General features: G+C 59.8%; 8 protein-coding genes. 3 read left to right on the top strand and 5 right to left on the bottom strand.

The features are described 5' to 3' along the window. Nucleotides 1-95 precede the first annotated feature (95 nt). Nucleotides 96-1,904, bottom strand: coding sequence for a sodium-extruding oxaloacetate decarboxylase subunit alpha (gene oadA, locus ACZ9IM_RS19215; RefSeq protein WP_427627403.1), 1,809 nt, complete (start codon nt 1,902-1,904; stop codon nt 96-98). Between the two features lie 11 nt (nt 1,905-1,915). Then, nucleotides 1,916-3,331, bottom strand: coding sequence for an acetyl-CoA carboxylase biotin carboxylase subunit (locus tag ACZ9IM_RS19210; RefSeq protein ID WP_007896523.1), 1,416 nt, complete (start codon nt 3,329-3,331; stop codon nt 1,916-1,918). Between the two features lie 190 nt (nt 3,332-3,521). Between ACZ9IM_RS19210 and ACZ9IM_RS19205 the strand changes: the two genes are divergently transcribed. Beyond that, nucleotides 3,522-4,484 carry a LysR family transcriptional regulator gene (locus tag ACZ9IM_RS19205; RefSeq protein ID WP_008073561.1) on the top strand — a complete coding sequence of 321 codons (963 nt, stop codon included), beginning with the start codon at nt 3,522-3,524 and terminating at the stop codon, nt 4,482-4,484. Here ACZ9IM_RS19205 and ACZ9IM_RS19200 read toward each other — a convergent pair. From ACZ9IM_RS19200 to ACZ9IM_RS19190, 3 genes are all read right to left on the bottom strand, one after another. Next, nucleotides 4,426-4,638: a PA3496 family putative envelope integrity protein gene (locus ACZ9IM_RS19200; RefSeq protein WP_454188278.1), complete on the bottom strand. Its 213-nt coding sequence runs from the start codon at nt 4,636-4,638 to the stop codon at nt 4,426-4,428. The genes ACZ9IM_RS19205 and ACZ9IM_RS19200 overlap by 59 nt on opposite strands. A 251-nt stretch (nt 4,639-4,889) precedes the next feature. Then, nucleotides 4,890-5,756, bottom strand: a complete 867-nt coding sequence (hexR, locus tag ACZ9IM_RS19195) for a transcriptional regulator HexR (RefSeq protein WP_007896526.1) — start codon at nt 5,754-5,756, stop codon at nt 4,890-4,892. 169 nt (nt 5,757-5,925) lie between these two features. Further along, nucleotides 5,926-8,799, bottom strand: coding sequence for an EAL domain-containing protein (locus ACZ9IM_RS19190; protein WP_476224704.1), 2,874 nt, complete (start codon nt 8,797-8,799; stop codon nt 5,926-5,928). Nucleotides 8,800-9,056: 257 nt separating this feature from the next. On the opposite strand from ACZ9IM_RS19190, the gene uvrD reads away from it, so the two are divergent. Both uvrD and ACZ9IM_RS19180 read left to right on the top strand, forming a co-directional pair. Beyond that, nucleotides 9,057-11,240 (top strand): DNA helicase II, encoded by a 2,184-nt coding sequence (gene uvrD / locus ACZ9IM_RS19185; RefSeq protein WP_427626271.1) that lies wholly within the window; start codon nt 9,057-9,059, stop codon nt 11,238-11,240. 312 nt (nt 11,241-11,552) lie between these two features. Next, a complete protein-coding gene (locus ACZ9IM_RS19180; protein WP_427626272.1) occupies nt 11,553-12,428 on the top strand; it encodes a Tim44 domain-containing protein in 876 nt (291 codons plus the stop codon). The last annotated feature ends 104 nt before the right edge of the window (nt 12,429-12,532 follow it).

The following is a 12,532-nucleotide window of genomic DNA, read 5'->3' as shown; positions in this document are numbered from 1 at the left end:
CCCACACAAGGATTGTGGCACTCCCAAATACCGGGCGAAAAAAAGGGGAGCACATGCCCCCCCGAGGTTTAAAGCGGTATATCGAGGCTGTTAACTCAGCCTTCGATCTCGATCAGTATTTCGCCCGGGTTCACCCGGTCGCCCTTGGCCACGTGGATGGCGGTGACTTTGCCGGCAATGGCCGATTGGACTTCGGTTTCCATCTTCATCGCTTCGGTGATCAGCACGGCCTGGCCGGCTTTCACGGTGTCGCCTTCCTTGACCAGGACATCGACGATATTGCCCGGCATGGTGGTGCTGACGTGGCCCGGTGCAGTGGCTTGCTTGCGCTTGCTGCTACCGCCGCTGACGAATTCGTTGAGCGGTTCGAACACCACTTCTTCCGGCATGCCGTCGATGGACAGATAGAAGTGGCGCTTGCCTTCCGACTTGACGCCGACACCGGTGATGTCGACGCGGTAGGTTTCGCCGTGAACGTCGATGACGAACTCGGTCGGCACGCCTTCGCCGCCGGCCGACGTCACGCCGCCCGCTTCCGGAATCGGCAACAGCACTTCTGGCGTGAGGGTGCCGGCTGCGCGCTCTTCGAGGAATTTGCGGCCGATGTCCGGGAACATGGCGTAGGTCAGCACGTCTTCTTCAGACTTGGCCACGGCACCGATTTCGGCACGCAGTTTGGTCATTTCCGGCTTGAGCAGATCGGCCGGACGCACGTCGATCACTTCTTCGCTGCCGATCGCCTGACGACGCAGTTTTTCGTTCACGGTGCCCGGCGCTTTGCCGTAGCCGCCTTGCAGGTACAGCTTCACTTCGTTGGTGATGGTCTTGTAGCGCTCGCCGGCCAGCACGTTGAAGAACGCCTGGGTGCCGACGATTTGCGAGGTCGGGGTCACCAGCGGCGGGAAGCCGAGGTCTTCGCGAACGCGAGGGATTTCCGCCAGCACTTCGCTCATGCGGTTCAACGCGCCCTGCTCTTTCAACTGGTTGGCCAGGTTGGAAATCATCCCGCCCGGTACCTGGTTGACTTGAACGCGGGTGTCGACGGCGGTGAATTCGCTTTCGAACTGGTGGTACTTCTTGCGCACGGCGTAGAAGTACAGGCCGATCTCTTGCAGCAGTTCCAGGTTCAAGCCGGTATCGAACTCGCTGCCTTTAAGGGCGGCGACCATCGACTCGGTACCCGGGTGGCTGGTGCCCCAAGCGAAGCTGGAGATTGCGGTGTCGATGTGGTCGGCGCCGTTTTCGATGGCCTTGAGTTGGCACATCGCGGCCAGACCGGCGGTGTCGTGGGAGTGAATGAACACGGGCAGCGATTGCTCGCTTTTCAGAGCCTTGACCAACTCGCCAGTGGCGTACGGGGTCAACAGGCCAGCCATGTCCTTGATCGCCACGGAGTCGCAACCCATGGCTTCCATTTGTTTGGCTTGGGCCACGAACGCCTCGATGGTGTGCACCGGGCTGGTGGTGTAGGCGATGGTGCCCTGAGCGTGTTTGCCAGCGGCTTTCACGGCTTCGATGGCGACTCGCAGGTTACGCACGTCGTTCATTGCATCGAAAATGCGGAACACGTCGATGCCGTTGACTGCTGCCTTGGCAACGAAGGCTTTGACCACGTCGTCGCTGTAATGGCGGTAGCCCAGCAGGTTCTGGCCACGCAGGAGCATTTGCAGACGCGTGTTAGGCAATGCCGCGCGCAGTTGGCGCAGACGCTCCCATGGGTCTTCTTTGAGGAAGCGTACGCAGGCGTCGAAGGTCGCGCCGCCCCAGCATTCCAGCGACCAGTAGCCGACTTTGTCGAGCTTGTCGCAGATTGGCAGCATGTCTTCGGTGCGCATGCGGGTGGCGAGCAGCGATTGGTGGGCGTCGCGCAGGATTGTGTCGGTAACGTGGATTTGCTTGCTCATTGTTCTATTCCTCACAGGCCTGCGTGGGCGGCGATGGCGGCGGCGATGGCCAGGGCCAGCTCTTCGGGTTTGCGCTTGATCGAGTAATTGGTCAGTTCAGGGTGGCTTTCAACGAAGCTGGTGTTGAACTGGCCGCTACGGAATTCCGGGTTACGCAGGATTTCCTGGTAATACGCGGCGGTGGTCTTGACCCCTTGCAGACGCATGTCGTCCAAAGCTCGCAAGCCACGGTCCATCGCTTCTTCCCAGGTCAGCGCCCAGACCACCAGTTTCAGGCACATCGAATCGTAGAACGGCGGAATGGTGTAGCCGGTATAGATCGCCGTGTCGGTGCGCACGCCGGGACCGCCGGGCGCGTAGTAACGGGTGATCTTGCCGAAGCTCGGCAGGAAGTTGTTTTTAGGGTCTTCGGCGTTGATCCGGAACTGCAACGCGAAACCGCGATGCTGGATGTCTTCCTGTTTCACTGAAAGCGGCAGGCCGGACGCGATGCGGATCTGCTCGCGCACAATGTCGATGCCGGTGATTTCTTCGGTGATGGTGTGTTCCACCTGCACCCGGGTGTTCATCTCCATGAAGTACACCTCGCCCTCGGCGAGCAGGAACTCCACGGTGCCGGCGTTCTCGTAACCCACAGCCTTGGCCGCACGCACCGACAGGTCGCCGATGTAGGCGCGCTGTTCCGGAGTCAGTTGCGGACTCGGAGCGATCTCGATCAGCTTCTGGTTGCGACGCTGGATCGAGCAATCACGCTCGAACAGGTGCACCACGTTGCCAAAGCTGTCGCCGAGAATCTGTGCTTCGATGTGTTTCGGATTGACGATGCATTTTTCCAGGAACACTTCCGCCGAACCGAAAGCCTTGGTGGCTTCGGAAATGACCCGCGGAAAGGCTTGTTCGAGTTCTTCGCGACTGTTGCAGCGACGAATGCCGCGTCCGCCACCACCGGAGGTGGCCTTGAGCATCACTGGGTAACCGATGCGGTCGCCTTCGGTCAGGGCTTCTTCGATGCCCGACACGTTGCCTTCGGTGCCCGGGGTGACCGGTACGCCAGCCTTGATCATGCTGCGGCGCGCTTCGGTCTTGTCGCCCATGCGGCGAATCACTTCAGCCGATGGACCAATGAATTTGATACCGCGTTCGGCACAGATGTCTGCCAGCTCGGCATTTTCCGAAAGGAAGCCGTAGCCGGGGTGCAACGCATCGCAACCGGTTTCCACCGCCAGATTCACCAGCTTGCGCGGGTTGAGGTAGCCGGCCAGTGGCTCGGCACCGATGCTGTGGGCCTCATCCGCACGCTTCACATGCAAGGCATGGCGGTCGGCGTCGGAATAGATCGCGACGGAGCGAATGCCCATCTCGGCGCAGGCACGCACGATTCGTACGGCAATCTCACCACGGTTGGCGATCAGGATCTTTTTTATCACTTGGAGGTTCCCTTGAGCCGGTGGTACCCACGACCTGTCATACCAGGTCGACGCGTGACCAAATGTTTCAATTCAGTCGCAGCTCCACACTAGCCTTCGCAAGGGATTAACAAAAATGAATAATAATTGGGTTACACATAAGCAAAGACTTATAGTTGAGGCGTCAGCCTCCGCTCAGGGTTTCTAGAAAATGCGTAAGTCATTGATGCGTATGACGTTGCGTCAATTACAGATCTTCAATGAGGTGTGCGACTTAAGGTCCTACAGCCGCGCTGCCGACGAAATGTCTCTCACACAACCTGCCGTGAGCCTACAGATTCGTCAACTCGAAGAGCTGATCGGCCAACCCTTGTTCGATTATGTCGGCAAAAAACTCTACATGACCGAGGCGGCCGAAGCACTGCAGCGCGCCAGCCGGGACATTTTCGGGCGCCTGGAAAACCTCGATATGCAGCTGTCAGACATGCAAGGCTCACTGCAGGGTCAGCTGAAACTGGCGGTGGAATCCAGCGCCAAGTATTTCGTGCCGCACCTGTTTGCCGCCTTCAAGCGCCAGCACCCGGAGGTGAACCTGCACCTGACGGTGGTCAACCGTGGCCAGGTCATCCGGCGCCTGTCGGATAACCGTGATGATCTGGTGATCATGTCGATGGTCCCACAGGACATGGGGCTGGAGTTTCTACCGTTCCTCAACAACCCGATTGTCGCCGTGGCGCCGCCGGATCATCCACTGTGTCACATGGGCCCGCTGCGCTTGCAGGATCTTGAGCCCTACACGCTGCTGTTGCGCGAACACGGTTCCGGCACGCGATTGGCTTGCGAAGAGTATTTCAAAGAGAAACGTGTGCACTTCACCCAAACCCAGGAAGTGGCCTCGGCCGAAGCGCAGCGTGAATGCGTATTGGCGGGTCTGGGCGTGGCGCTGTTGACGCGCCACGCCCTGAACCTTGAATTGGCAACCGGCGGATTGATCGAGTTGCCAGTCGAAGAGCTGCCGCTGTACCGCAGTTGGTGCCTGGTGCAGGCCAAGGCCAAACGGCTGTCACCGGTGGCCCATGCATTCCTTGCGTTTATCCGCAGCGAACGGGCGCAGATCAGCGCGCTGGTTGAGCGTTTCGACGGGAAGTTGCGGGAGCCGCCTGCCAGTAATTGAGTTCCAGATCGTCAGGAAAATCGCCAATTTCGGCCAGTAGCTGGCGGCGTTCGCAGCGATCTTCGATGGCGCGGCGAAATTCCATGCGGCGCTGATCTTCTTGCTGACGACGGGTTTTGACGGCGCTGTTGCGTTCTTCGTAGGGCTGAGCCATTTCGAGTCTCCCAAGGCGAGTACGGGAGTTACAAGATAGGTGCCTGGGATGACGGTTTGGCGGCGGGAGGGTTACAGGGAGATGAAAATAATCGATTGATGTGGTGAATTTGATGACGCCTTCGCGGGCAAGCCCGCTCCCACAGGGTTCGGTGGTGTTCACGCCTTTTGCGCAACACCGCCGTTCCTTGTGGGAGCGGGCTTGCCCGCGAATGAAGGTCGGTACGACCTTCCAGCAATCTCAGATCAGAATCAATCGTCCAGCGCTTTCACCGATTTGGGCGACAGCCGCAAGCTGCGAAGGCTGCGTTTGACGCTCTTCAGGTGATTGACCAGGCTCGGACCGCGGGCCATGGCCACACCCATCGCCAGCACATCGATCACTACCAGGTGCGCAATGCGCGACGTCAGCGGCGTATAGATTTCGGTGTCTTCATGCACATCGATCGCCAGATTGACGGTCGACAACTCGGCCAACGGTGTCTGGCTCGGGCACAACGTGATCAACGAAGCGCCGCTCTCGCGCACCAGATTGGCCGTGATCAACAGGTCCTTGGAGCGCCCGGATTGGGAAATACAAATCGCCACGTCGCTCGGCTTCAAAGTGACCGCCGACATCGCCTGCATGTGCGGGTCGGAATACGCCGCTGCAGTCAGCAGTAAACGGAAGAACTTGTGCTGGGCATCCGCCGCCACTGCGCCCGACGCACCGAAGCCATAGAACTCGACACGCTGGGCCTGAGACATGAGCGACACAGCCCTCTGCAACTCCACCGGATCGAGTTTCTCGCGAACCTCCATCAGCGTATGCAGGGTGGTGTCGAAGATTTTCAGGCTGTAATCGGCGACTGAATCGTCTTCATGGATCGCGAACTGCCCGAAGCTCGCGCCGGCCGCCAGGCTCTGCGCCAGTTTCAATTTCAAATCCTGGAACCCGGAGCAACCAATGGCGCGGCAAAACCGCACGATGGTCGGCTCGCTGATGCCCACGCTGTGGGCCAGGTCGGCCATGGAGCTGTGCATCACCGCCGCAGGGTCAAGCAGCACGTGGTCGGCGACTTTGAGCTCCGACTTGCGTAACAGGTGGCGGGACTGGGCGATGTGTTGCAGCAGATTCAAGGGGATGGACTCTTTGTTATTGGCAGGTGCCGGGGATGTAGCACGCTTGTAGTTATACTACATGAATCGGCTTTTTGCCTGCTCAATGCGTAACTCAATGTCCCCATTTCATGCGCCATGCGCTCCATGTAGCCCTCTCGGTCCTTGTAGCAGCTGGCGAAGCCAGCGGCTACAAAGGGTTGGCGTCGCGACGTAAAAGCTCGGCCAGGTTGGCGGCCTCGACCGGACGACTGATCAAATACCCCTGCACTTCATCGCAGCGCTCGACTTTCAGAAACTCCAGCTGCTCCGGCCGCTCCACCCCTTCAGCCACCACCTTCAACGACAACCCGTGAGCCATGGCAATGATCGCCCGGGTGATCGCCGCGTCCTCGCTGCCCTCCCCCAAACCGCGGATAAACGCCTGATCGATTTTCACGTAGTCCACAGGGATGCGCTTGAGATAGCTCAGCGACGAATAGCCAGTGCCAAAATCGTCGATGGCCAGTTTCACCCCAAGGTCGCGCAACTGCTGGAAGGTCGCAATGATGTGCTCGACGCTGTCCAGCAACTGGCTTTCGGTGAGCTCCAGTTCCAGGTAGTGCGGCGCCAGACCGGTTTCCTCCAGCACCTGGCGCACCAGGCTCACCAGTTTCCCCTGACGCAACTGATGCACCGACAGATTGACCGACACCCGAATCGGCTCCAGTCCCTGACGCTGCCACTCGCAGGCTTGCCAACAGGCCTGGCGTAAAACGAACTCGCCAATAGCGCCGATCAACCCGGTTTCCTCGGCCAAGCCGATGAAATCCCCCGGCGGCACTTGGCCCAGGGTCGGGTGATGCCAGCGTACCAATGCCTCGGCGGCATTCAGCCGGCCGGTGGCGAGGCAGAGTTTCGGTTGATAAAACACTTTCAACTGCTTTTCTTCGATGGCTTTGCGCAGCTGGTTCTCGAGTTGCAAACGCTCGAGCGTGCTGGCTTGCAGGCTGTCGGTATAAAACTGGAAATTGTTGCCGCCCAAGTGTTTGGCATGCTGCATGGCCATGTTCGACTGGCTGACCAACACGGAAATCTCCCGCGCGGTGTCCGGCAACAGGCTGATGCCCATGGACGCGCTCACCACCAATTCATGACCCTCGACGGTGATTGGCAAACGCAGCTTGGCCGACAATCGGGTCGCTACGCGCGCCAGGCTCGACAAGTTGCCATAGGCATCGAACAGCACCGCAAATTCATCACCGGACAACCGGGCGATGGTGTCCGCTTCCGGCAGCGCATTGACCAGGCGCCGGGACATTTTCTGCAACAGCTGATCAGCGATTTCGTGGCCGAGGCTGTCGTTGAGCAGCTTGAATCGATCCAGATTGATGTGCAGCAACGCCAGGCTGCGCCGACCGCCCTGACGCCCCCGCTGATGAGCCTTGTGCAGCCGTTCGCGAAACAACGATCGGTTGGCCAATCCCGTAAGTTCGTCGTAATGGGCGAGGTAACGCATGCGCTCTTCGGACTCACGCCGAGCAGACAAATCGGCGAAGAAGCCGACAATATGACTAACTTTTCCCCGTGAATCGCGCACCGCATTCAGTTGCAGCCATTGCGGATACAACTCGCCATTCTTGCGCGTTTCGACCAGCTCGCCCTGCCAGCTACCGTGCTGCTCCAGCGCCTGACGAATCGCTGCGTAGTGCCGGCGCGCGTCGCGACTGCAGGGTAACTCGACCACATTGCGCCCGAGCATGTCGTCGATGTCATAGCCAGTCACCCGACTGAAGGCCTGATTGGCAGCAATCAGCGCGTAATTAGGGTCAAGAATGACGATGCCCTCGCTGGCGGCCTCGAACACCGTCGCCGCCAGTTGACGCTGTTCTTCCAGGTGCTTGCTGGCACTGATATCGCGGCGGGTGCCGACCATTCGGATCACCCGGCCGTTTTCGCTGCGCTCAACTGCTCGCCCACGGTCCTCGATCCAGACCCAATGGCCATCACCATGCCGAACCCGGTACTCGATCTGATAATCCTCGGTACGGCCCTTCAAATGCTCGACCAGCGCCCTCTTCAGCGCTGGCAAGTCGTCGGGGTGCAGCCTCGGCTTGAGGTGGCGGAGCATCGCCGTCACGTATTCCGGCTCCAGCCCGAACAACTCCTGGAGCTGAGTGTGATGGACTTCGTCCGTCTGCAGGTTCCAGTCCCACAAACCGAGTTCGCTCGCCTTCAACGCCAGCGCCAGCCGCGCTTCGCTCTTGCTCAAGGCCTGGTTGGCCGCGTCCAGCTCCAGACTGCGTTGGACGACCCGGTTTTCGAGATCGACCTGGGTTTCACGTAATTCGTCTTCGGCGCGGCGGCGCTGGTCGATTTCCTTGGCCAGTTCGTGGTTGAGCTGATCGCTGCGACGTTGCGCCTGCTGCAAGTGCTCGATCAGGGCCTGGTTTTGAAAGCGCCGCAACAACCCCTGGTTGATCAGCCGATTGACCTGCCAGGCGACCACGCTCAACGAGCCCAGCAAAATCAGCCCGAACCAGCCCCAGCCCTGTTCCTGTTCATCCCCGCCCCAGAGCAGATAGCCGATGGCCGGTAACAGACAGGGCAAGGTAAAGGACAGAAAAGCCGGCAGGCTGACGGCATAGGCGACGCTGGCCGAGAGCGCCGCGGCGCCGATCAGGCCGAACACCCAGGCTTGCTGCATGAAATTATCAGCGGGCACCAACGCGATGCCGGCACCGGCCAGGGTCAGGCCAGTCATCGCAGAGCCGAGCATGAACATGCGACGCCAGACCGGATGGGCCTGACGGTCGGGAATCGCCGAATCGAAAGCCGCGACTTGAATCACCCGCAATGCCACCAGCGACAATAACCAGATCAGCCAGACGCTCACCACGAAGTAACGCTGCGGGCTCCAGAGCAGGCCGGCGCACACGAGACCGTTGATCAGCATGAACAGCGTAGGCAACAGTGAGCCTTGGTACAGCAGGCGCGTGCGTTCGACCGCCATTTCCATGGCGTACTGTTTGCGGATAACCCGGGGCTCCACAGAGGGGCCCGACAGGTCGGAGCTGAGGGTCATAGGCAATGTTCTTGTTCTTATAGTGAGCATGCGAGCCCGAATTGTGGACGGAGCATACACAAGCAAATGCCCGTACCAAACAGCCCAAGCTCATAAAATAGACGAAAGTTCGAGCCGCTCGCCCTGGTCCAAAAGCAGCCAGACGAGCCCCGCCAACGCTTGCAGCCGGTGACCGACCGGTCGTCATCGGTGCTTCTTTCATCGGCTAATGCAAAGCTCGGTTTGCCCGGTGTGACGGCGCACCCTAGAATGCCCCGATGCGCGATGATCTCTCCCTTCTGCTGAACTCCCTCAACGATGCCCAACGTCAGGCCGTAGCCGCCTCCGTGGGTCGTCAGTTGGTCCTGGCCGGTGCTGGCTCCGGTAAAACCCGAGTGCTGGTGCACCGTATCGCCTGGTTGATCCAGGTCGAAAACGCCTCGCCCCACTCCATTCTGTCGGTGACCTTCACCAACAAGGCCGCTGCCGAGATGCGTCATCGCATCGAGCAGCTGATGGGTATCAACCCGGCCGGCATGTGGGTCGGCACCTTCCACGGCCTGGCGCACCGCCTGCTGCGGGCGCACTGGCAGGAAGCCGGCCTGAGCCAGACTTTCCAGATTCTCGACAGCGACGACCAGCAACGGCTGGTCAAGCGGGTGATCCGCGAGCTGGGCCTGGACGAGCAACGCTGGCCGGTCCGACAGGCCCAGTGGTTCATCAACGGGCAGAAAGACGAAGGTCTGCGCCCACAACATATTCAAGCCAGCGGCGATCTGTTCCTGGCGACCATGCGCAGCATTTATGAAGCCTATGAGGCCGCGTGCCTGCGCGCCGGTGTCATCGATTTCTCTGAACTGCTGTTGCGCGCCCTCGATCTGTGGCGCGATAACCCGGGCCTGCTCGCCCATTATCAGAAGCGCTTCCGGCACATTCTGGTGGACGAATTCCAGGACACCAACGCCGTGCAGTACGCCTGGTTGCGTCTGCTGGCCAAGGGTGGCGACAGTCTGATGGTGGTCGGCGACGACGATCAGTCGATCTATGGCTGGCGCGGCGCGAAAATCGAGAACATTTATCAGTATTCCGACGATTTCCCCGATGCCCAGATCATTCGTCTGGAGCAAAACTACCGCTCCACCGCCGGGATCCTCAAAGCCGCCAACGCCCTGATCGCCAACAATACCGGGCGCATGGGCAAAGAGTTGTGGACTGATGGCGGCGAAGGCGAAGCAATCAATCTGTACGCGGCGTTCAACGAACACGATGAAGCACGCTACGTGGTTGAAACCATCGAAAGCGCGCTGAAAACCGGCTTGGCTCGTAGCGATATCGCGATTTTGTACCGCTCCAACGCCCAATCGCGCGTTTTGGAAGAAGCCTTGCTGCGTGAGCGCATTCCGTATCGCATTTATGGCGGTCAGCGCTTCTTCGAACGGGCAGAAATCAAGAATGCCATGGCGTACCTGCGTTTGCTGGAAGGCCGTGGCAACGATGCGGCCCTGGAGCGGGTAATCAACGTTCCGGCCCGTGGCATTGGCGAAAAAACCGTCGAAGCGATCCGCGATCATGCACGCCACAGCCATGTGTCAATGTGGGAAGCCATGCGTCAGCTGGTGGCGAACAAAGGCCTGACCGGTCGCGCGGCCGGTGCCCTTGGGGCATTTATGGAGCTGATCGAGAACCTCGCCGCCAAGTGCCTGGAAATGCCGCTGCACTTGATGACTCAGACCGTCATTGAGCAATCGGGGCTGATTGCCTACCACCAGGCGGAGAAAGGCGAGAAAGGCCAGGCCCGGGTAGAAAACCTTGAGGAACTGGTCAGCGCCGCACGTAACTTCGAAAACCCGGAAGAGGATGAAGAGCAGTCGCCACTGTCAGCGTTCCTCGGTCACGCCTCGCTGGAGGCCGGAGACACCCAGGCCGACGAACACGAAGACAGCATTCAGTTGATGACCCTGCACAGCGCCAAGGGCCTGGAATTCCCTTACGTGTTCCTGGTGGGCATGGAAGAAGGCCTGTTTCCGCACAAGATGAGCCTGGAAGAACCCGGCCGTCTTGAAGAGGAACGCCGCCTGGCCTACGTCGGTATCACCCGGGCGATGCAGAATCTGGTGCTGACCTATGCTGAAACCCGCCGCCTGTACGGCAGCGAGACCTACAACAAGGTGTCGCGTTTCGTACGTGAAGTGCCGAAAGGCCTGATTCAGGAAGTGCGGCTGTCCAACAGCGTCAGCCGTCCGTTCGGCGGTGGCCAGCAGCAGAGCTCCAGCAGTCTGTTCGGCGGCAGCGAGATCCCGGACACCGGGTTCAGCCTCGGTCAGACCGTGCGGCATTCGGTGTTCGGCGATGGTGTGATCCTGAATTTCGAAGGCGCCGGCGCTCAGGCGCGGGTACAGGTGAACTTCAGCGAAGGCAGCAAGTGGTTGATGCTGGGTTACGCCAAGCTGGAAGCGATCTAATCAGGCCTGATCGTTCCCACGCTCTGCGTGGGAATGCATCCCGTGACGCTCCGCGTCACAGTGGACGCAGAGCGTCCATGGCGGCGTTACCACGCAGAGCGTGGGAACGATCTATCTGCGCTCAGCCCGCTGCGGTCATTCCTACAGAACTAATCCACTCGTCCTACAGACCAAAACTAACAGGCCTTATTGCGCTGACTGAAGCTGAACACAACCTGTCAAGCAAAAGCCCGAAACACTCTGCCGCTAGCCAGCAACACTTCAGCTGTGCAACATGGCGCGCGTGCCTTCCACAAATTGGGAATTCCCTTTATGAAACGTTTTCTTAGCATCGCCATGGCGTTGTGCATTGGCCTGACGATGAGCCTCGACGCCAATGCCGCCAAGCGCTTTGGTGGTGGCAAGAGCTCCGGCGCTGCGCCGACTCACCAGACCAGCCAAATGGCTCCTTCTTCTGCTGCAGGCGGCGCTGCTGCCACTGCGGGTGCGGCCGGTGCTGCTGGCGCCGCCACCAAGGCCAGCGGTGCTTCGCGCTGGCTCGGCCCTCTGGCCGGTATCGCCGCCGGTGGCCTGCTGGCCTCCATGTTCATGGGCGACGGCTTCCAGGGCATGCAGATCTTCGACATCCTGATCATGGCGGTCATCGCCTTCCTGGTCTTCCGTTTCATCGCCGCCCGTCGTCGCAAGCAGCAGGAGCACATGGCTCCAGCCGGCGCGCCGATGCAGCGTGAAGTGTTCGAACAGAAACCAACAGCCATGGGTTCGATCTTCGGCGGTTCGGCTGCACCTGCTGCTGCTCGTCCGGTGATCAACGCGCCAGCCTGGTTCAATGAAAACAACTTCGTTGAAGCGGCCCGCAACCACTTCCAGTCCCTGCAGCAACACTGGGATGCCAACGAAATGGACAAGATCGCCGAGTTCGTGACTCCGCAACTGCTGGAGTTCCTCAAGCGCGAACGTGCCGATCTGGGCGACGGCTTCCAGTCGACCTACATCGATAACCTCCAGGTACAACTGGATGGCGTTGATGACCGTGCGGACAAGACTATCGCCACCCTGACCTTCAGCGGTGTATCGAAGTCCTCGCGCTTTGATCAGGGCGAAGTGTTCAGCGAAAGCTGGAACATGGAACGTCCACAGGGCGAAAACCAGCCTTGGCTGGTGGCCGGTATCCGCCAGAACGGCTGATCAATTCCCGCGTTTCACCTGTTGTAATAAAACCCCGGCCTCGGCCGGGGTTTTCTATTTCGCGGTTGCATCTATAGCGAGCTACTGTATAAACCGCCCCAACT

This window comes from Pseudomonas sp. TE12508 (genome assembly GCF_056279485.1).
Note: the sequence above shows the minus strand (reverse complement) of the source record. Positions and strands in the feature narration are given on the sequence as shown.

Bases quoted from the DNA above. Each gene is read 5' to 3' on its own strand.
- ACZ9IM_RS19205 (WP_008073561.1), top strand. From the start codon at position 3,522: ATGCGTAAGTCATTGATGCGTATGACGTTGCGTCAATTACAGATCTTC.
- ACZ9IM_RS19200 (WP_454188278.1), bottom strand. From the start codon at position 4,638: ATGGCTCAGCCCTACGAAGAACGCAACAGCGCCGTCAAAACCCGTCGT.
- ACZ9IM_RS19190 (WP_476224704.1), bottom strand. From the start codon at position 8,799: ATGACCCTCAGCTCCGACCTGTCGGGCCCCTCTGTGGAGCCCCGGGTT.
- oadA (WP_427627403.1), bottom strand. From the start codon at position 1,904: ATGAGCAAGCAAATCCACGTTACCGACACAATCCTGCGCGACGCCCAC.
- uvrD (WP_427626271.1), top strand. From the start codon at position 9,057: ATGCGCGATGATCTCTCCCTTCTGCTGAACTCCCTCAACGATGCCCAA.
- ACZ9IM_RS19180 (WP_427626272.1), top strand. From the start codon at position 11,553: ATGAAACGTTTTCTTAGCATCGCCATGGCGTTGTGCATTGGCCTGACG.